We start from the raw sequence: 20,243 nt of genomic DNA, 5'->3' as shown, positions 1-20,243 counted from the left end.
GCAGGGCCAGTGTATCGGCCGGGCGAGTCGGTTTGTCCAAACCGTTTCCGGCGGGCGGCCCGCGGCCGCTCGGGCAGGTGTTCGGGCGGCCGGTCCGGGGGCGTTCGGCGGCGGAGGTTAGCCGGAGTCGATCTGGGCACAAAACCATGGGCACACGGGGCGGGACGGTTGGGGCGGCTGCCTGGGTGGGATCGTCATGAGGCGTCGGTATGTCAGGTTGTGACCGGTTTTGATCGGGACTATCGTTCCGGCACTGGAAGCCGCCGGGAACCGGCGGCTCGATTCGTTCGTAGATGGGGTCGAAAGCCATGGCTGAGAAGGGAACCGGCGCGGGCACCGCCACCAAGCGGGCACGCAAGGCCGTGGCGGTCGACCCAGGGGAGGGGACCGTGACCACTACCGCATCCAAGAGCAGCACCGACACCGTCACCGCACCGCGCGGCGCCGAGTCCGTCGATCCGGCCACGCTGCCGGTCCGGCCCGGCGAGGAGCCGTGGACCACCGAGGAGGTCCACGAGCTGCACGACGAGCTGATCAGCGACCTGGAGCGGCTCCGCAACGAGATCGACGCCGCCGAGGCGGCCATCTCCGGCCTGATGCGCGACTCCAACGACGGAGCCGGCGACGACCAGGTGGACGCCGGCACGAAGAACATCTCGCGGGAGAGCGAGCTGGCGCTGGCCAACAACGCGCGGGACAGCCTGGCCCAGACCGAGCGCGCGCTGGAGCGGCTGGAGGGCGTCGGGTTCGGCACCTGCGAGTCCTGCGGGCAGGCCATCGGCAAGGCCCGGATGCAGGCCTTCCCGCGGGCGACGCTCTGCGTGCAGTGCAAGGCCAAGCAGGAACGCCGCTGACCCGGGCGACCGGAGCGACGCGGGGGGTCGGGCTTGCCGTACGCTCGACCCCGTATCGTCGCCCGAGTAACGTCGCCTGACGCGTTCGCGAACGCGGGCAGGTAGTCACCGGCCCACCACCCTCCCCCTCCTGCGGACCGGGGGAGCTCCATCGGCAGCGGAGCGGATCATCAGTACGCAAGGTTCCCCCCACACCCGGGACGACGCCGTCCCGTCCCCCGCCGATGCCGTGGAGGTGCCCGTGGCCGAGCCGACCGAGCCGGCCCGGGTGTCCGAGTCCGCGTCCGTGGACGAGGCGAAGGCCGAGCGGCCCAGGGGCCCGCGCCGGGTCGGCGTGCTGCTGGTCGTCGCGATGCTCGCCTTCCTGATCGACCTGGGCAGCAAGGTGCTGGTGGTCGCCCGGCTGGAGAACCACGCGGCGATCAAGGTGGTCGGCGACGTCGTCACCTTCCAGGTGATCCGCAACTCGGGTGCGGCCTTCGGGATGGGGCAGGCGCTGACCATCGTCTTCACGATGATCGCCTCCTCCGTCATCGTGGTGATCTGGCGGATCGCCCGCCGGCTGTACAGCCTGCCCTGGGCGATCGCGCTCGGGCTGCTGCTCGGCGGGGCGCTCGGCAACCTCACCGACCGGCTGTTCCGCGCGCCCAGCGTCTTCCGCGGGCATGTGGTGGACTTCATCTCCGTCCAGCACTTCGCGGTCTTCAACCTCGCGGACTCGGCGATCGTCTGCGGCGGGATCCTGGTGGTCCTGCTCTCCTTCCGGGGCAGCAACCCGGACGGCACCGTCCACCAGCCGGCCGAGAAGGCCGACAAGGCGGAGCAGGCCCGGAAGTAGCCGCCGGGAAGCAGGCCGGGGACCGGTCCCGGAGGCGGGCCGGGCCACCGGCGGGCGGGGGAGGGCCGCGTTTCCGGCATACTCGTACGGGTGAGTACCGCAGCGCAGATCCGCAGCCTCCCCGTACCCGACGGCCTGGAGGGCGAGCGCCTCGACGCCGCCCTGGCCCGGATGTTCGGCTTCTCCCGGACCAAGGCCGCCGAGCTGGCCGCCGACGGCAAGGTGACGCTCGACGGCGCCGTGGCCGGCAAGTCGGACCGGGTCACCGCCGGTTCCTGGCTGGAGGTCGAGATCCCCGCCCCGGCGGCCCCCGTGCGGATCGTCGCCGAGGCGGTCGAGGGCATGCGGATCGTGCACGACGACGAGGACATCGTGCTGGTCGACAAGCCGGTCGGTGTCGCCGCGCACCCCAGCCCGGGCTGGACCGGCCCCACCGTGATCGGCGGACTGGCCGCGGCCGGGTACCGGATCTCCACCTCGGGCGCCGCCGAGCGCCAGGGCATCGTGCACCGGCTGGACGTCGGCACCTCCGGGCTGATGGTGGTCGCCAAGTCCGAGCGCGCCTACACCGACCTCAAGCGGCAGTTCCACGACCGGATCACCGAGAAGCGCTACCACACGCTGGTGCAGGGCCACCCGGACCCGATGAGCGGGACGGTGGACGCGCCGATCGGCCGGCACCCCAGCTCGGACTGGAAGTGGGCCGTCACCCAGGACGGCAAGGCGTCGATCACCCACTACGACCTGATCGAGGCGTACCGGGCCGCGTCGCTGCTGGCGATCAAGCTGGAGACCGGGCGCACCCACCAGATCCGCGTCCACATGTCCGCGCTGCGCCACCCCTGCGTGGGCGACCTGACGTACGGCGCCGACCCGACGCTGGCCAAGCGGCTGGGGCTGACCCGGCAGTGGCTGCACGCGGTGTCGCTCGGCTTCGAGCACCCGGCGGACGGGCAGTGGGTCGAGTTCTCCAGCGAGTACCCGGACGACCTGCGCAAGGCGCTGGACGTCATCGCGGCGGAGAGCTGACGTGGCCGCGGCGGGGGTGACGGTCCGGGTCGCCGAGGGCGAGGCGGACCTGGCGCTGGTGCACGGCGTGCGGCGCGAGGTGTTCGTCGTGGAGCAGGGGATCCCCGAGGACGAGGAGTGGGACGACCTCGACGGGACCTCCGAGCACCTGCTGGCGATCGGTCCCGACGGTAGGGCCGTCGGGACGGCGCGGCTGATCTTCGGGGAGCAGGCGCGCGAGCTCACCGGGGGCGTCGAGGGACGGGTGCTGCTCGGGCGGCTCGCGGTCGTCGCGGCGGCCCGGGGGACGGGGCTGGGTGCCGAGCTGGTCCGGGCGGTCGAGGCCGCGGGGGCCGGGCGCGGGGCCGTGGAGGTCGAGCTGCACGCGCAGGTGGGGGCGCTCGGGTTCTACGAGCGGCTGGGGTACGTGGCGCAGGGGCCGGTGTACGACGACGCCGGGATCCCGCACCGGACGATGACCCGGGTGCTGTAGGCGTTCGCCGCGGTTCCCCGTGCCCCCGTCGGGGTGCGGGGAACTCCTGCTTCCCGGGGGCGCCGGTCAGGTGTCGGTGGTGCGGAGCCGCGGGAGGGCGTGGGGGTGCTCGTCGCGCAGGTGGGCGATGAGCTGTTCGCGGATGTCGAAGCGGAGCTGGGCGGCGTCGTCGGGGGTGCGGGCGGTCATGGTGGCGCGGACGACGATGGTGCTGGGCGTGGTGTCGGTGACCTGCAGGGCCCACTCGGCGCCGTCCCAGAGCGGGTGCCGGTCGAGCCGGGCGCGCAGGGCGGCGCGCAGCTCGTCCACCGGGGCGGTGTGGTCGAGGTGGAGCAGGACGGCGGCGAGCAGGCCGGGGTCGCGGCGGGTCCAGTTCTCGAAGGGCCTGCTGACGAAGTACGAGACCGGGACGACCAGCCGGCGGTAGTCCCAGAGCCGGACCACCAGGTAGGTGAGGGTGATCTCCTCGACGGTGCCCTGCTGGCCGTCCACCACCACGGTGTCGCCGATCCGGACGGTGTCGCCGAAGGCGATCTGGAGGCCGGCGAAGAAGTTGCCCAGGGTGCTCTGGGCGGCGATGCCGGCCACGATGCCGAGGATGCCCGCCGAGGCGAGCAGGCTGGCGCCGATGGTGCGCATGGCGGAGAAGGTCAGCAGCATCACGGCCGCGGTGACCACGACGATCAGCGCGTTGACCACCCGGCGCAGCATGCTGACCTGGGTGTGCACCCGCTGGATCCGGGCCGGGTCGTCGACCCGGGTCTCGTAGCGGCCGAGCAGCGCCTCCAGGACGGCGGCCACCACGCGGACGGTGAGCCAGCCCAGGGCGGCGAGCAGGAACAGCAGGAGCAGGTGGTGCGCGCCGTCGTCGTGCTTCGGGCGGAAGGTCCGCTGGAGCGGCTTGGCGGCGAGCAACAGGGCTGACACGACGGTGAGTTGGAGTGGGACCCGGCAGCGGCGGAGCAGCGGCCAGACCGGGGCCGAGGGCTGACGGGCGGCGATCCGCTGGAGGGCCTGGTCGACGGTCCAGCCGACCGCCAGGGTGGCGGCGACGGTGGCGAGCAGCGAGATCAGCGGCCAGGGCATGCGCCGTACGATACTCGGGCATACCGGGGTGAAACGGGCAAACGGTGTGGCGGCTTTATCAGACGCCTACCCGGACGGCCGATACGATCAGCGGCCATGGAGTTCGGTGGGGCATGGCGTCGCTGGCGCGCCCGGGGAACATCGGTGAGACGCAGGCTGCTGGCCGGGGCGGTGGCCCTGGTGGCGGTGGCCGCGGCCGGCACCGCGACGGTGGCGTCCGGCGGTGAGCGGGCGGTCCGGCAGGAGGACCGTTTCCTCAGCATGCCGGAGACGCCCGGCAGCGCCCAGCAGGTCCAGCTGGACACCTCCTTCTTCACCACCGGCGGCGGCGGTCCGCGCCCGGCGGTGCTGCTGGCGCACGGCTTCGGCGGCTCCAAGGAGGGCGAGCGCGAGCGTGCCGAGCAGCTGGCCCGGCAGGGGTACGCGGTGCTGACCTGGTCGGCACGCGGCTTCGGGCACTCGGGCGGCCGGATCGGGCTGAACGCGCCGGACCGCGAGGTCGAGGACGTCAGGCACCTGGTGGACTGGCTGGCCCAGCGGCCCGAGGTGCGGCTGGACGCGGCCGGCGACCCGAAGGTCGGCATCACCGGCGCCTCGTACGGCGGGGCGGTCTCGCTGCTGGCCTCCGCCTACGACGCCCGGATCGACGCGGTGGCCACCCAGATCACCTGGTGGAACCTGGCCGACGCGCTGTTCCCGCAGGGCGTGCGGGGCTCGGACGCCGCGGACGGCGTGTTCAAGAAGCTGTGGGCCGGGATCTTCTTCACCACCGGCTCGGCCGGGGAACTCGGGCCGTCCGGCGGCGCGCCGCGGGAGAACGCCGGACTGCGGCCGAAGGAGGACGGGCCGGTCGGCTGCGGGCGGTTCCTGGAGTCGCTCTGCCGGATGTACGACCGGGTCGCCACCGCCGGGCACGCCGACCCGGAGGCCGTGGCGCTGCTGGAGCGCTCCAGCCCGTCCTCGGTGGCGGAGCGGCTCAAGGCGCCCACGCTGGTGGTGCAGGGGCAGCAGGACTCGCTGTTCCCGCTGGACCAGGGGGACCGGATCGCCCAGGCGGTGGCCGCCAACGGCGCGCCGGTGGCGGTGGACTGGTTCGCCGGCGGCCACGACGGCGGGACGGACACCTCCGCGCGGGTCGACGACCGGGTGACGGCCTGGTTCGACCACCATCTGAAGGGGCTCGGCGACGACACCGGAGCGGCGTTCCGGGTCACCCGCACCGGCGGGGTGGACTCGACCGGCTTCCAGGCCGTGCTGCGCGGGGCCAGCGCCGACCGGTACCCGGGACTGGGCGGGACCGGCTCGCGGACCGTCGAGCTGACGGGCGGCGAGCAGACCCTCGCCAACCCGCCCGGCGGCGCCCCGCCCGGGATCTCGACCCTGCCCGGCGTCGGCGCGCTCAGCCAGGCGGCCTCGCTGGGCGCCGGGCTGTCGCTGGACTTCCCCGGGCAGAACGCCGCCTTCGACTCGGCGCCGCTGGACTCGCCGCTGCACCTGACCGGGCAGCCGACCGTACCGGTGCGGGTGACGGCGGACCGGCCGGACGCGGTGCTCTTCGCCAAGCTGTACGACGTCGGCCCGGACGGCAAGGCGGTGCTGCCGCAGCAGCTCGCCGCCCCGCTGCGGGTCACCGGCGCGGACGCCGGACGGACCGTCACGGTGGCGCTGCCGACCGTGGACCACGCCTTCCCGGCCGGGCACCGGGTGCGGCTGGTGCTGGCGAGCACCGACCTCGCGTACGCCTCGCCGGTCGAGCCGGCCACCTACCGGGTGGCGCCGGCCGGGGCGGTCACCGTGCCGACCGTCGAGGAGCTGGTCACCGAGTCGGCGCCGCTGCCCTCGCGCACCTGGGTGCTGCCGGTGGTCGCCGTGCTGGCCGCCGCCGCCCTGGTGCTGGCGCCGCGCCTGCGCCGCCGGCGGACCGCCGACGGGCCCGGCTTCGACCCGGAGCTGGCCGCGGTGCCGCTGCGGATCAGCGGGCTGAGCAAGCGCTACAAGGGCGCCCAGGACCGCTACGCCGTACGGGAGCTGGGCTTCCGGGTGGAGCAGGGGCAGGTGCTCGGACTGCTCGGGCCGAACGGCGCGGGCAAGACCACCACGCTGCGGATGCTGATGGGCCTGATCCGGCCGGACGCCGGGGAGATCCGGATCTTCGGGCACCTGGTGCGGCCCGGCGCGCCGGTGCTGTCGCGGGTCGGGGCGTTCGTGGAGGGCGCGGGCTTCCTGCCGCACCTCACCGGGCGGGCCAACCTGCGGCTGTACTGGCAGGCGACCGGACGGCCGGAGGCGGACGCGCGCTTCGACGAGGCGCTGGCCATCGCCGGGCTCGGCGAGGCGCTGGACCGCGCGGTGCGCACGTACTCGCAGGGCATGCGGCAGCGGCTGGCCATCGCGCAGGCGATGCTCGGGATGCCGGACCTGCTGATCCTGGACGAGCCGACCAACGGGCTGGACCCGCCGCAGATCCGCGAGATGCGCGAGGTGATGATCCGGTACGCGGCCGGCGGGCGGACCGTGATCGTGTCGAGCCACCTGCTGTCCGAGGTCGAGCAGAGCTGTACGGACCTGGTGGTGATGGACCGCGGGCGGCTGGTCACGGCCGGCCCGGTCGGGGACATCGTGGGCGCCGGCGAACTGCTGGTGATCGGCGTCGCCGGCCCGTACGACCCGGTGCCGGTGGTCGAGAAGGTCGGCGCGCTGGCCGGGGTCGGCTCGGTGGAGGCCGTCGAGGGCGGACTGCTGGTGCGCCTGGACGGGCTCGCGGCCAGCGAGCTGCTGGCCGAACTGGTGCGGCTGGAGGTGCCGGTGGAGAGCGCCGGGCCGCAGCGGCGGCTGGAGGACGCGTTCCTGTCGTTGATCGGAGGTGGAGCGTGAGCGTCGTCGCGACGGACCGCGCCGGGTCGAAGGACCCGGCGGAGTCGATGGACCACGCCGAGGGGTACCGGGCGAGCCGGACACTGCCGCTGCGGGTGGAGGCGATGCGGCAGCTGCGCCGGCGCCGCACGCTGGTGATCGGCGCGGTGCTGGCCGCGATGCCGTTCGTCCTGCTGGCCGCGTTCCAGATCGGCGGCACCCCGGGCCGTCCGGACCGGACCAGCTTCATCGAGCTGGCCACCGCCTCGGGGGCCAACTTCGCGGTCACCATGCTGTTCGTCGGCACCGGCTTCATGCTGGTCATCCCGGTCGCGCTGTTCTGCGGGGACACCGTCGCCTCCGAGGCCAGCTGGTCCTCGCTGCGCTACCTGCTGGCCGCGCCGGTGCCCCGGGCCCGGCTGCTGGCCCGCAAGTTCGCGGTCGGGCTGCTGTTCTCGGCCGTGGCGGTGGTGATGCTGCCCGCGATCGGACTGGTCGTCGGCACGGCGGCGTACGGCTGGGGGGACCTCAAGCTGCCCGCCGGGGTCAGCCTGCCGGCCGGGCAGGCGCTGCCCCGGATCGCCATCGCGGTGGCCTTCGTGTTCCTCGGCGAGATCGTGATCGCGGCGCTGGCGTTCTGGCTCTCCACGGCCACCGACGCGCCGCTGGGCGCGGTCGGCGGCGCGGTGTTCGCCTCGATCATCACCGGGGTGCTGGACGCCGTCACCGCGCTGGGCGACCTGCGGGAGTGGCTGCCGGCGCACTGGCAGTACGCCTGGGCGGACGCCCTGCAACCGCAGCTGGAGTGGGGCGGCATGGTGCAGGGGGTGTCGCTGTCGCTCTCGTACGCGGTGGTGCTGCTGGCGCTGGCGTTCCGCGGCTTCGCGCGCAAGGACGTGGTGTCGTAGCCGGACGCGGAGCGAGGGTCCCGGTGGGGGATGCGGGATCATGGACGGGTAGCTGACCCCCCTGGTGAAGGACCCGAACCGTGGCCCAGATCGTCCTCTTCCACTCCGCCTACGGGCTGCGCCCCGCCGTGCGCGCCGCCGCCGACCGGCTGCGCGCCGCCGGGCACACCGTGCACACGCCGGACCTGTTCGACGGGCGGACCTTCGAGTCCGTCGAGGAGGCGCAGGAGTTCCAGGAGGAGCTCGGCGGCCGCGACGAGCTGCTGCGGCGGGCGGTGGCGGCGGTCGCGCCGGTCTCCGAGGGCGGGCTGGTGTACGCCGGCTTCTCGCTCGGCGGCGCGGTGGCGCAGAACCTGGCGCTGGCCGACGAGAAGGCGCGCGGACTGCTGCTCCTGCACGGCACCTCGGACCTGCGGGAGGACGCGGCCACCGAGATCCCGGTGCAGCTGCACATCGCGGAGCCGGACCCGTTCGAGCCCGAGGACTGGCTGAACGCCTGGTACCTGCGGATGCGGCGGGCCGGCGCGGAGGTGGAGGTGCACCGCTACCGGGGCGCCGGGCACCTGTTCACCGACCCGGAGCTGCCGGACTACGACGAGGAGGCGGCGGAGCGGGCCTGGGCGGCGTCGCTGGACTTCCTCGCGGAGCTGGACGGCTGAGCCGAAGGACCGGCGCCGAAGGCGCCGGGTGGGGCGGTGACACCGCCCCACCCGGCGCCTTCCGCGTTCCCGGGCCCGGCCCGCCCGGGCGGGAGGACTGTTTCCGGACAGCTACAGAGCGTGATCACAGCCCGAATGGTCCAGACCTCCTTGCGGCCCGCGGCCGCCGGGCCAGCGCCGATGGCCGATGTGGAATCCGCTGTTCACCGTACGGCCCCTTCGGCTTCACGGTACGCGGGCCCGCCCGGGCGGCCGGAATTCCCAGGGCCTCGTTGATCTACCGTGAATTGCCTTCATAGCATCGGTGTGCACTCCAACCCTCACTTGCTCGCCTAATCCGTGGAAATGCCGTCACGCCATTTCCCGCGACACCAGCTTGGAGCGGCACATGCTTGTTCTCGGAATCACCAACAACGACCTGGCCGGAGCCTGCCTGGTCCAGGACGGGACGGTCCTCGCGGCCGTCAGCGAGGAGCGGTTCACCCGGGTCAAGGACCATCGGACCTGGCCGGAACGGTCCATCGAGTACGTTCTGAAGGAGGCCGGGGTCACCCTTTCCGAGGTCGACCGGGTGGCCTACGGCTGGCAGGCCGGATTCGACGCCGAAAAGCACCTGCTGCTCTATGTGGACCGGATTTCGGAGGAGGCCCTGCGCCGCCCCGAGGCGCTTCCGCACCTGCGCAAGCGGATATCCGACGAAATTCGCAACGACCGTGCGAAGCGCGCCGAGTTCGACGCCTTCGTGGAGGACAACGGACTGCGCGCCAAGGTGGTTCACGTCGACCACCACGAATCGCACGGCCTGGGCGCCTTCCTGTGCTCCCCGTTCGACGAGGCGCTCGTGGTCACCTGTGACGGCCGCGGGGACTTCCAGTCCCTGACCGTCACCCACTACCACCCCGGCGGCGAGGAGGTGCTCCAGCGCGAGACCTCGATCGACAGCCTCGGCTACTTCTACGGCCGGATCACCAAGCTGCTCGGCTTCCGCCCCAACCGGCACGAGGGCAAGATCACCGGCCTGGCCGCCAACGGCGACCCGGAGAAGCTGCTCCCGCTGATGCGGCGGATGATCGACATCGAGGAGGACGGCGCGATCCGCGCCCGCTGCGGCGACTGGTACCAGCCGTCCTACGAGGGCTACTCCGAGGAGCTGCTGCGCGAGATCGCGACGCACGAGCCGGCCGACGTCGCGGCGGCCGCCCAGCGGCACGTGGAGGACCTGCTGACCGCCGTGGTCGCGCGGCACATCGGCCGGGTGCCCGGCGGCAACGTCTGCCTGTCCGGCGGGGTCTTCGCCAACGTCAAGCTGAACCAGCGGATCTTCGAGACCGAGGGCGTGCGGAACATCTACGTGCTGCCGCCGATGGGCGACGGCGGGCTGCCGCTGCAGGCCGCCGTGGTGGTGGCCCACCGGGAGACCGGCGAGCGCCCGCGGGTGCCCTCGATGGCGCTCGGGCCGGACGCGGCGATCTCCGAGGGCCTGCTGGAGGAGATCCTGCACGAGTACCCCGGGCTGCGCTACCGGCGGATCGGCGAGTCCATGCGCGAGGTGCTGCTCGCCGCGCTGGAGGCGGACCAGGTCATCGGCACCTACCGCGGCCGGATGGAGTTCGGCCCGCGCGCGCTCGGGCGGCGCAGCGTCATCTACGGCACCGCCGACGTGACCATGAACGACTGGCTCAACAAGCGCCTGAACCGTACCGAGTTCATGCCCTTCGCGCCGATCACCGCCGAGGACCTGGCGGCCGACTGCTACCGGGGCTGGGCCCCCGAGCAGCCCTCGGCGCTGTTCATGACGATCACCTACGACTGCCACGAGACCTTCGCCAAGGCCTGCCCGGCGGTGGTGCACGTGGACAACACCGCCCGGCCGCAGATCGTCCGGGCCCAGGACGACCCCTTCCTGCACGGCCTGCTGATGGCCTGGTACGAGCGCAGCGGGCAGGCGGCGCTGGTGAACACCTCGTTCAACAAGCACGAGGAGCCGATCGTCGGGTCGCACCGCGACGCGCTCGACCCGCTGCTCGACGGGGTGATCGACCTGCTGCTGGTGGACGACGTGTACCTGGTCTGGAAGGACTCCGCCGACGGCTTCATGGCGCGGCAGGCGGTCTGACCGGGGGCTCGGGCGGGGGCTCGGGCCGGGCGGGCGAGGGGGCCGGACCGACGAGCGAGGTCTAGTCCAATTGACCGCCCGGCCCGCGGCCGGGAAAGTGTGAACAATCGTCAGATCGTATGGTGCGAGCGCCGAGTGAGGAGACCGATGCAGCCGCAAGCCGGAACGCGGTACGAGGTCGAGGCCGTCGTCTTCGACATGGACGGGGTCCTGATCGACTCCAGGCCGGTGATCGAGGAGGCGTGGCGGTCGGTGGCCCGGCGCCACGGCCGGGTGCTGACGGACCCGGAGCTGGAGGACTACGTCCACGGGCGGACCGGCGACCAGACCGTCCGGCTGATCTTCCCGGACCACTCGGACGCCGACCGCAGGGCGATCTGGGCCGAGGTGGACACCGTCGAGGAGGAGGCCCCGTACCCGGTGATCCCCGGCGCCGACGGGCTGGCCGCCCGGCTGCGGCGGGCGGGCGTGCCGATCGGACTGGCCACCAGCAGCTGGCCGCGGAAGATCGAGAACGCGCTCGGCGGGCTCGGCCTGCTCGACGCCTTCCGGGTGCGCGTCACCCGGGACGACGTCGAGCGGGGCAAGCCGCACCCGGACCCGTACCTGGCGGCCTGCCGGGGGCTCGGGATCCGGCCGCAGCGCACGCTGGTCTTCGAGGACTCCGTCAGCGGGGTCCGCTCGGCGGTCGGGGCGGGGGCGGTGTGCGTCGGCATCGGCGGGCCGGCCCTGGTGGAGGCGGGTGCGGTGGTCGCGGTGCCGGACTTCACCGCGCTGGTGGTGGGCGGGGCCGGTGCCGCGGGGCCGCTGGTGCTGACCGACCCGGACGGGCTGGTCTCGGTGGTGCTCACGGCGGGGCCGCACGGTGGCTGAGGCGGGGCGGGCGGCGGCGGACCTGTCGCCGGGCGCTCCGTCGGGCGCTCCGTCGGGCGCTGCGCCGGACGCTGCGCCGGGTGCGCCCTCGGACGCGGGGCCGTCCGATGCGGCGTCGGAGGTGCCGGACGCGCCGGACGCGCCGGTGATGGCGAGATCGGCGGCGCTCTCGGCGTTCGGCGTCTTCCTCGTCCTGGGCGTGCTCACCGCCTCGCTCGGCGCCTCGCTGCCCTTCCTGCGGGAACGGTTCGGCGCCGAGCACGAGGTCGGACGGGTGGTCTCCGCCTACAACGTGGGCGCGCTCGCGGCGACCCTCGGCATCGGGCTGCTCGGGCGGCGGCTGAACGTCCGGGCGGCGCCGCCCGTGCTGCTCGCGGTCTTCGCGGCGGGCGCGGCCGGGATGGCGGCCAGCCCCGGCTGGGCCGGCTACCTCGGCTGCGCGGCGGTGACCGGCATCGGGTACGGCGGGCTGGCGCTCACCCTCAACACGGCGTTCGCGCGCGGCTTCGCCGGGGACAGCGTGGTGATGGTCAACCGGCTGAACGCGGTGTTCGGGATCGGCGCGATGCTGGGCCCGCTGGCCGCCGGGGCCCTGGGCCGTACGGACATCCGGCTGCTGGCGCTGGCGGCGGCGGTGTGCGCGCTGCCGTGCTTCCTGGTCGGACGGGCCGGGGCGGTGCTCGCGGCGGCGCCCCGCACGCAGGCCGCCCCCCGGACCGGGGCCGACGGCCGACGGCTCGGGACCGTCGTGGCCTTCCTGCCGTTCCTGCTGGTGGGCCTGGTCTACGCGGGCCTGGAGACCAGCATCGGCACCTGGCAGTCGACCCAACTGGAGCGCGACGGCTGGAGCACCCAGGCGGCGACCACCGCGGCCTCGGGGTTCTGGGCCGGGCTGGCCGTCGGCCGCCTGGTGATCCCGCAGCTGACCCGGCGGGTGCCGGGCCGCACCGCGCTGCCCGCCTACCTGGCGGCCGCGCTCGGCGCGCTGGCGCTGGCCGCCGTGCCGCACCTCGCGGTGGCGGCCTACCCGCTGGCCGGGCTGGCGCTGGCGCCGGTGCTGCCGACGCTGATCGCGTGGGTCTCGGGCGTGGCGGAGGTGCCGCAGCAGGCGACCTCGGTGCTGACGCTCTGCTGCATGCTCGGCAATGCCGTCGTACCGGCGGTGGTGGGGGCGCTCAGCGGGTCGGGCGGGCCGGTGGTGATCCCGCTGGTGCTGGCCGGGGCGTGCCTGCTCTGCCTCGGACTCGCGGGGTGGCTGCGGGCCGTACGGCGGTGAGCGCGCGTGGGAAGTCGGCCCGGCCGACTTCCCACGCGGTGGCCGACGTCGTCGAGCCGGCCTAAACGGGCGGAGCGGGGCGGAGCGGGGCGGGTTACATCGGCGTGGGCCTGATCATGGCGAAGGGGGCGCCCTGCGGGTCGGTGACCACGGTCATCCGGCCCGCCATCATGTCGAAGGGCGGGACGAGGACGGTGCCGCCGCCCCGGACCAGGGCGTCCACGGTGGAGTCCACGTCGTCGACCGCGAAGTAGGTCAGCCAGTGCGCCGGGGTGCCGGGCGGGTCGTTGGCGAGCAGGGTGGCGCCGCCGACCGCGCGGCCGCCGACCCGCAGCTCCCAGTACGAGTCCGCGCCGTCCAGCGGTTCGATCTCGATGCCGAACGCCGCGCCGTAGAAGGCGGTGGCGGCCGGGATGTCGCTGGTGTGCAGCTCGTTCCAGGTCAGCGCGCCGGCCTCGTTGACGACCTTGGCGCCGGAGAACTCGCCCGGCTGCCAGACGCCGAACACCGCGCCCTGCGGATCGGCGGCGATCAGCATCCGGCCCAGCCCGCCGACGTCCACGACCGGCGCGAGCAGGGTGCCGCCGGCCGCGACGATCGCGTCCTGGGTGGCCTCGGCGTCGGTGGCGGCCAGGTAGCTGGTCCAGACGGTCGGCGGCTCCGGCGTCCCTTCGGGCGTCATCGTCGGGCCGATGCCGGCCACGGCCCTGCCGTTGAGCTCGCAGACGGCGTAGCCGCCGAACTCGGCCGGGCCCGGCTCGCCCTGCCAGCCGAGGAGGTCGCGGTAGAAGTCCAGTGCGGCCTGCTGGTCCTTGGCCGTCAGGTCGACCCAGCACGGGGTGCCGGTCGGGTACGGGGAGGTGACCTCGGGCATGCTCGCCCTTTCTGGTGAGGGGTCTCTGCGGTGAGGGGGCTCTGCCGGTCACCATCGCCTCGGGCCCGGTGGTCCGCCACTCGACACACCGCCGTGGCCGCCGGGGCGGCCCGGGGCGGCGGGGCCGGCCCGACGGCGTACGGGTGGGCCGTTCGCGTGACGGCCGGGTCGACACCTGCGGAGAGCCGCCGCCCGGTTCGACCGCTGACGCTTCGAGGAGGCGGAGGCGCGCGGGAAGCCGGAGCGGCCCGCTCCCGCGCGTCCGGAGCGGCTGCCGGCGGGGCGGTACGACGGCGGTGCCCCCGTTGAGGACGACGCCCGTACGGGGCGGGCCGAGGCTTCGGTCAGACGTCGACCTTCTCGAAGGTGAAGGCGGTGGAGCCGTCGAGGACGGGGATGACCTCGATCGGGCTCCGCCTCCCGGGTTCGAGGACGGTCCACGAGGAGCCCTGGGGGGACTTGATCCGGTAGGTGGCCGGAAGGCCGTCGACGGGGGTCAGCTCCCACTCGGTCGCGTCGCCCTGGTCGAGGAGGAGGGAGACCAGCGGGCCGGCCGGCTTGAGGTCCTCCACGGCGGTCGGGGCGCCCTTGGCGTAGAGCCGGTAGCGGTTGCCGGGGCAGGCCTCGACGACCCAGACGGCGTCCTGGTCGTCGGTGTTGGCGAAGACGGTTTTGGGGGAGAGGTCCAGGGCCTCGTGACGGGCTCGGCCGATCCTGGCGCCGCCGTTCTGGATGGTGTAGAGGCCGGACTCCAGCTGGGCCATGGCTGTCATTCCTCCGCGGTGTGGGCGAGGTGCAGGACAGTTGTACGTGCTCGGAGGAAGCCGGGGCAGGGGCCTCGGCACGCCGTCACCTGAACGAGCTACGCCCCCCGGCGCCCGCCCCCTGGCCGCCCGCGCGCCGGGGCTGCGGCACGATGGCTCCCGTGACACAGCGGAGATTCGAGCACGCCCCGGCGAACACCCTCCCCGGCCTGCTCCAGCGCGGCCGGGGCCTGGGCGCGCGGATGGCGGCGGAGGACCCGGCCGCGGCCGCCGACCTCGTGTACGGCTGCCTCCGGTGGGAGTGGCGCTGGGACTCGCGGACCGACGACCGGTGCCTGTACCTGGCCCGTCTGCTCCGGGACCTGGAGCTGCCGCTCGGCCCGGTGGAGGAACTCCTGGCCGGGGACGAGGAGACCCGCGACCGGGCGGCCGGCGTCCTGGAGCTGCTGGCCTCCGGCGCCCCGGAGGACCCCGCGCCGGCCCCGCACTGCCCGACCGGGCGGGGGGACCCGTCCCCGGACGGGGAGCCCGGGGACGGGCCGGCCCTGGTCGCGGAGCTGGAGCGGCACTGGGTGGACCGCGCCTGGTGCGGCCCGGGCGCCCTCGCGGGCGGGCTGGCGCGGCTCGGGGCCGGGGCCGGTGCGGCCGACGCGGTCTCCCTGCTGCGCCGGTTCTGGCTGTGGACCCCGCACTCGTACGAGCGCCCCGACCACCTGGCGGCACTCGCCGCGCTCGGCTCCGCCGGGACGGCCGAGGCGTACACCGAGTCGCTGTGGGACTGCGAGGCGCGGGCCCGGCTCCTCGGCGTCGCGCACGCCCCCGACCGGCCCGACGTGCGGGCCCGGCTGGCGTACCTCCGGGACGATCCGATGGAGCGGCCGGAGGTCCGCGAGGCCGCCGGAACACGACTCGCCGGGCCTGCCTGGACACCCCTCCCGGCGGACGGATGAGCCGTTCGAAGGGGGCTAGAGTAGACGGGTGAACGTGTGAGTGACGGTCCGGGCCCCGAGCGGCGCTCCGGGCCACATCCATTTCCGGGGGCGTCCCCCGTGACCCGCACGTTCGCCGGCCCACCAGACCAGCACCAGAGCCTCCGGAGGCCCCGCCTTGAGCGACCAGCCGTTCGCGCATCTGCACGTCCACACCGAGTACTCGATGCTGGACGGTGCCGCCCGGCTGAAGCAGATGTTCAAGGAGGTCGAGCGCCTCGGCCAGACCCACGTGGCCATGACCGACCACGGCAACATGTACGGCGCCGCCGAGTTCCACAAGCAGGCCACCGCCGCCGGCATCACGCCCGTCATCGGCATCGAGGCGTACGTCGCCCCGGAGTCCCGCTCCAACACCAAGCGCATCCTGTGGGGCCAGCCGCACCAGAAGCGGGACGACGTCTCGGCGTCCGGCGCGTACACCCACAAGACCATCTGGGCCCGCAACAAGGAGGGCCTGCACAACCTCTTCAAGCTGACCTCGCGCTCCTACGCCGAGGGCTGGCTCGTGAAGTGGCCCCGGATGGACAAGGAGCTGATCTCCGAGCTGTCCGGCGGCCTGATGGCCACCACCGGCTGCCCCTCCGGCGAGGTGCAGACGCGGCTGCGCCTCGGCCAGTTCGACGAGGCGCTGAAGTCCGCGGCCGACTACCAGGAGATCTTCGGCAAGGAGAACTACTTCCTGGAGCTGATGGACCACGGCCTCGAGATCGAGAAGCGGGTCCGCGACGGGCTGCTGGAGATCAGCCGGAAGCTGAACATCCCCCCGGTCGTCACCAACGACTCGCACTACACCACCGAGGCCGACGCCGGCGCCCACGACCTGCTGCTCTGCGTGCAGACCGGCAAGAACCTCTCCGACCCGGACCGCTTCCGCTTCGACGGCACCGGCTACTACATCAAGTCCGCCGCCGAGATGTACGCCCTGGACTCCTCGGACGCCTGGCAGGAGGGCTGCCGCAACAGCCAGCTGCTGGTCGCCTCCCGGGTCGACACCGAGGGCATGTTCCAGTTCAAGAACCTGATGCCCCGCTTCCCCATCCCGGAGGGCTTCGAGTCGGAGGCGGACTTCTTCCGGTCCAAGGTCTGGGAGGGCATGGACTGGCGCTTCCCGGGCGGGTACGACGAGGAGCACAAGAAGCTCGCCGAGTACGAGATGGACACCATCATCCAGATGGGGTTCCCGGCGTACTTCCTCGTGGTCGCGGACTTCATCATGTGGGCCAAGAGCCAGGGCATCGCGGTGGGCCCCGGCCGTGGTTCGGCGGCCGGCTCGCTGGTCGCGTACGCGATGGGCATCACCGACCTCGACCCCATCCCGCACGGCCTGATCTTCGAGCGCTTCCTCAACCCCGAGCGCATCTCCATGCCCGACGTCGACATCGACTTCGACGAGCGCCGGCGCGGTGACGTGATCCGCTACGTGACCGAGAAGTGGGGATCCGACAAGGTCGCCATGATCGTCACGTACGGCACCATCAAGGCGAAGGCCGCCATCAAGGACTCCTCCCGGGTCCTCGGCTACCCGTACGCGATGGGCGACCGGATCACCAAGGCGATGCCGCCGGACGTCATGGGCAAGGGCATCCCGCTCTCCGGCATCACCGACCCCTCGCACCCGCGCTACAGCGAGGCCGGCGAGATCCGCGGGCTGTACGAGACCGACCCGGACGTCCGGAAGGTCATCGACACCGCGCGCGGCATCGAGGGCCTGATCCGCCAGCCCGGTGTGCACGCCGCCGGCGTCATCATGTCCGCCGAGCCGCTGACCGACCACATCCCGGTCTGGACCCGGCACACCGACGGCGTCACCATCACGCAGTTCGACTACCCCACCTGTGAGGGCCTCGGCCTCCTCAAGATGGACTTCCTCGGCCTGCGCAACCTGACGATCATGGACGACGCCGTCAAGGCGATCGAGAAGAACAAGGGCATCAAGATCAACCTGCTTGATCTGCCCCTGGACGACAAGCCGACCTACGAACTCCTCGCCCGCGGCGACACGCTCGGCGTCTTCCAGCTCGACGGCGGCCCCATGCGCTCGCTGCTGCGGCTGATGAAGCCCGACAACTTCGAGGACATCTCCGCCGTCCTGGCGCTGTACCGCCCGGGCCCGATGGGCGTCAACTCCCACACCAACTACGCCCTGCGCAAGAACGGCCAGCAGGAGATCACCCCGATCCACCCGGAGCTGGAGAAGCCCCTGGAGGAGGTGCTCCGGCCGACGTACGGCCTGATCGTCTACCAGGAGCAGGTGCAGAAGGCCGCGCAGATCCTGGCCGGCTACTCGCTCGGCCAGGCGGACCTGCTGCGCCGGGCCATGGGCAAGAAGAAGAAGGAGATCCTGGAGGCGGAGTTCGTCCCCTTCCAGAAGGGCTGCCGCGAGCGCGGCTACTCCGACGCGGCCATCCAGGCCGTGTGGGACGTCCTCGTCCCCTTCTCCGGCTACGCGTTCAACAAAGCGCACACCGCCGGGTACGGGCTGGTCTCGTACTGGACGGCGTACCTCAAGGCCAACTACCCGGCCGAGTACATGTCCGGCCTGCTCACCTCCGTCAAGGACGACAAGGACAAGTCCGCGGTCTACCTCAACGAGTGCCGCAAGATGGGCATCCAGGTGCTGCCGCCGGACGTCAACGAGTCGGACTCGGACTTCACCCCGCACGGTGACACCCTGGTCCGCTTCGGCCTGACCGCGATCCGCAACGTCGGCGGGCCGGTGGTCGAGTCGATGATCCGGACCCGGAAGGCGAAGGGGAAGTTCGCGTCCTTCCCCGACTTCCTGGACAAGGTGGAGTCGGTGGTCTGCAACAAGCGGACCGTCGAATCGCTGATCAAGGCCGGCGCCTTCGACTCGCTCGGGCACACCCGCAAGGGCCTCAGCGCCCAGTTCGAGCCGATGATCGACAACGTCGTGGGCGTCAAGCGCAAGGAGGCCGAGGGGCAGTTCGACCTCTTCGGCGGCGACGCCACCGCGGACGAGCCGAGCTTCGGGCTGGACGTCGTCTTCTCCGAGGAGGAGTGGGAGAAGTCCTTCCTGCTCACCCAGGAGCGGGAGATGCTCGGCCTGTACGTCTCCTCGCACCCGCTGCACGGCATCGAGCACGTGCTCGCCGACAAGGCGGACTGCGCGGTGGCCGACCTCGCGGATCGGCCGGACGGGACGATCGTCACCATCGGCGGCATCATCTCGGGCCTCCAGCGGAAGATGACCAAGCAGGGCAACGCCTGGGCCATCGCGACCGTCGAGGACCTGGCGGGCTCGATCGACTGCATGTTCTTCCCGGCCAGCTACCAGCTGGTGTCGTCCCAACTGGTCGAGGACGCCGTCGTCTTCGTGCGCGGCAAGCTGGACAAGCGGGAGGACGTGCCGCGGCTGATGGGCATGGAGCTGTCCGTCCCCGACCTGTCGAACGCCCACGCCGAGGCGCCGATCACCATCAACATCCCGAGCGGGAAGGTCACCCCGCCGCTGGTGGCCAGGCTCGGCGAGGTGCTGGGCAGCCACCGCGGCACCACCGAGGTGCGGGTGCGCCTGGAGAGCCGCAACAAGACCACGGTGCTCCGGCTGGACCGGCACCGGGTGAAGTCGGACCCGGCGCTCTTCGGGGACCTGAAGCAGCTGCTCGGACCGAGCTGCCTGGCGGGCTGACGCGACGACGGAGGCCCCTCCGCGTCCGCGGAGCCTCAGACGCCGCCGCCCAGGCCCGGGGGGACGGCCGTGTGCAGGGCCGAGACGAAGGCCGAGATGGCCGGGTGGGAGCCGGCGCCGGCGCGGAACGCGGCGCGGGTGCGGCGGTACATCGGCAGCCGGGTGAGGACGACGCCGGGCGGGGAGCCGGCCGTGCCCAGGTGGGGGACCAGGGCGACGCCCTGGCCGGCCGCCACCAGGGCCAGCACGGTGGTGAAGTCGTCGATCTGGTGCCGGATGCGGGGCGCGAAGCCCGCCGCCTCGCAGGCGCGGACGGCCATGGTGTGGCAGAGCGTGTCCGGCGGGGACATGATCCACGGCGCGCCGCGCTGCTCGGCGACGGTGCCCGGGGTGCGGGCGGCCAGGTACATGGGTTCGGTGAAGACCGGGCGGGTCACCGCGAGGCCCGGCTCCGGGTCGGCCGGGACGAGGTCGTACTCGTGCACCAGCGCCACGTCCAGCTCGCCCGCCCGCAGCGCCGCGCCGACGGCCGCCGGGTCCACCTCGGTGACCATCGGCTCCAGCCCCGGCTGCCAGCCGGCCAGCTCGGCGAGCACCGCCGGGATGATCGCCCGGGCCGCCGAGGGGTAGGTGCCGATCCGCAGCGGGCCGGCCAACCCCCGCTTGGTGTGGGCGAGTTCGGCGCCGGCCTGCTCCAGCAGGGCGAGCACCGCCTCGGCGTGCCGGACCAGGTTGCGCCCGGCCGGAGTGAGGGTGACCCGCCGCCCGGTGCGCTCCAGCAGCGGGACGCCCGCCTCCTTCTCCAGGACGGACAGCTGCTGGGACACCGCCGACGGGCTGAAGGAGAGCGCCTCGGCGACGGCCGCGATGGTGCCGAGGTGGGCGAGTTCGCGCAGCAGGCGCAGGCGTCGGACGTCCAGCATCAGGCCAGACTACGGCCTGGCCCGGGCCCTGCCCCGCCGAGCATCGGCTCAGCTTACGAGAAGCGTCGGAAATGTGA

General features: G+C 73.2%; 16 protein-coding genes. 12 read left to right on the top strand and 4 right to left on the bottom strand.

The window, feature by feature from the left end:
• Nucleotides 1-389 precede the first annotated feature (389 nt).
• The 4 genes from ACZ5GH_RS09215 to ACZ5GH_RS09200 all read left to right on the top strand — a co-directional run bounded on the left by ACZ5GH_RS09215 (nt 390) and on the right by ACZ5GH_RS09200 (nt 3,193).
• On the top strand, nt 390-854 hold the full coding sequence (locus ACZ5GH_RS09215) for a TraR/DksA family transcriptional regulator (RefSeq protein WP_387748967.1): 465 nt from the start codon (nt 390-392) through the stop codon (nt 852-854).
• A 241-nt stretch (nt 855-1,095) separates the two neighbouring features.
• Nucleotides 1,096-1,692 carry a signal peptidase II gene (gene lspA, locus ACZ5GH_RS09210; protein WP_464333900.1) on the top strand — a complete coding sequence of 199 codons (597 nt, stop codon included), beginning with the start codon at nt 1,096-1,098 and terminating at the stop codon, nt 1,690-1,692.
• Nucleotides 1,693-1,782: 90 nt separating this feature from the next.
• The gene (locus tag ACZ5GH_RS09205) at nt 1,783-2,721 is read left to right on the top strand and encodes an RluA family pseudouridine synthase (protein ID WP_387748970.1); all 939 of its coding nucleotides are present in this window, start codon (nt 1,783-1,785) and stop codon (nt 2,719-2,721) included.
• A gap of 1 nt (nt 2,722) precedes the next feature.
• The gene (locus tag ACZ5GH_RS09200; protein WP_387748973.1) at nt 2,723-3,193 is read left to right on the top strand and encodes a GNAT family N-acetyltransferase; all 471 of its coding nucleotides are present in this window, start codon (nt 2,723-2,725) and stop codon (nt 3,191-3,193) included.
• A 66-nt stretch (nt 3,194-3,259) separates the two neighbouring features.
• On the opposite strand, the gene ACZ5GH_RS09195 is transcribed toward ACZ5GH_RS09200, so the two are convergent.
• Nucleotides 3,260-4,279: a mechanosensitive ion channel family protein gene (locus tag ACZ5GH_RS09195; RefSeq protein ID WP_464333899.1), complete on the bottom strand. Its 1,020-nt coding sequence runs from the start codon at nt 4,277-4,279 to the stop codon at nt 3,260-3,262.
• A 96-nt stretch (nt 4,280-4,375) separates the two neighbouring features.
• Here ACZ5GH_RS09195 and ACZ5GH_RS09190 point away from each other — a divergent pair, with 96 nt between their 5' ends.
• The 6 genes from ACZ5GH_RS09190 (at nt 4,376) to ACZ5GH_RS09165 (ending at nt 12,964) form a co-directional block, all read left to right on the top strand.
• Entirely contained in the window at nt 4,376-7,153 is a 2,778-nt protein-coding gene (locus ACZ5GH_RS09190; protein ID WP_464333898.1) for an alpha/beta fold hydrolase, read from the top strand.
• Nucleotides 7,154-7,200: 47 nt separating this feature from the next.
• The gene (locus ACZ5GH_RS09185) at nt 7,201-8,040 is read left to right on the top strand and encodes an ABC transporter permease (protein WP_387749301.1); all 840 of its coding nucleotides are present in this window, start codon (nt 7,201-7,203) and stop codon (nt 8,038-8,040) included.
• Between the two features lie 80 nt (nt 8,041-8,120).
• Nucleotides 8,121-8,699: a dienelactone hydrolase family protein gene (locus ACZ5GH_RS09180; protein WP_387748983.1), complete on the top strand. Its 579-nt coding sequence runs from the start codon at nt 8,121-8,123 to the stop codon at nt 8,697-8,699.
• Between the two features lie 388 nt (nt 8,700-9,087).
• Nucleotides 9,088-10,815 carry a carbamoyltransferase family protein gene (locus ACZ5GH_RS09175; protein WP_464333897.1) on the top strand — a complete coding sequence of 576 codons (1,728 nt, stop codon included), beginning with the start codon at nt 9,088-9,090 and terminating at the stop codon, nt 10,813-10,815.
• Between the two features lie 147 nt (nt 10,816-10,962).
• Entirely contained in the window at nt 10,963-11,688 is a 726-nt protein-coding gene (locus tag ACZ5GH_RS09170; RefSeq protein ID WP_387748988.1) for an HAD family hydrolase, read from the top strand.
• Nucleotides 11,689-11,836: 148 nt separating this feature from the next.
• Complete coding sequence (locus tag ACZ5GH_RS09165) at nt 11,837-12,964, top strand: MFS transporter (RefSeq protein WP_464333896.1); 1,128 nt, start codon at nt 11,837-11,839, stop codon at nt 12,962-12,964.
• 94 nt (nt 12,965-13,058) lie between these two features.
• Here ACZ5GH_RS09165 and ACZ5GH_RS09160 read toward each other — a convergent pair whose 3' ends face one another.
• Both ACZ5GH_RS09160 and ACZ5GH_RS09155 read right to left on the bottom strand, forming a co-directional pair.
• On the bottom strand, nt 13,059-13,838 hold the full coding sequence (locus tag ACZ5GH_RS09160; protein WP_464333895.1) for a VOC family protein: 780 nt from the start codon (nt 13,836-13,838) through the stop codon (nt 13,059-13,061).
• A gap of 344 nt (nt 13,839-14,182) precedes the next feature.
• Nucleotides 14,183-14,602, bottom strand: coding sequence for an I66 family serine proteinase inhibitor (locus ACZ5GH_RS09155; protein WP_464333894.1), 420 nt, complete (start codon nt 14,600-14,602; stop codon nt 14,183-14,185).
• A 161-nt stretch (nt 14,603-14,763) separates the two neighbouring features.
• On the opposite strand from ACZ5GH_RS09155, the gene ACZ5GH_RS09150 reads away from it, so the two are divergent.
• Both ACZ5GH_RS09150 and dnaE read left to right on the top strand, forming a co-directional pair.
• Nucleotides 14,764-15,552 (top strand): hypothetical protein, encoded by a 789-nt coding sequence (locus ACZ5GH_RS09150; RefSeq protein WP_464333893.1) that lies wholly within the window; start codon nt 14,764-14,766, stop codon nt 15,550-15,552.
• Between the two features lie 157 nt (nt 15,553-15,709).
• Nucleotides 15,710-19,243 (top strand): DNA polymerase III subunit alpha, encoded by a 3,534-nt coding sequence (gene dnaE / locus ACZ5GH_RS09145; RefSeq protein ID WP_387749001.1) that lies wholly within the window; start codon nt 15,710-15,712, stop codon nt 19,241-19,243.
• Nucleotides 19,244-19,278: 35 nt separating this feature from the next.
• On the opposite strand, the gene ACZ5GH_RS09140 is transcribed toward dnaE, so the two are convergent.
• On the bottom strand, nt 19,279-20,166 hold the full coding sequence (locus ACZ5GH_RS09140) for a LysR family transcriptional regulator (protein WP_387749004.1): 888 nt from the start codon (nt 20,164-20,166) through the stop codon (nt 19,279-19,281).
• Nucleotides 20,167-20,243: the final 77 nt, after the last annotated feature.

Source organism: Kitasatospora sp. Xyl93 (assembly GCF_055383135.1).
The sequence above is the reverse complement of the archived record's forward strand: the minus strand, read 5'-3'. Positions and strand labels throughout refer to the sequence as shown.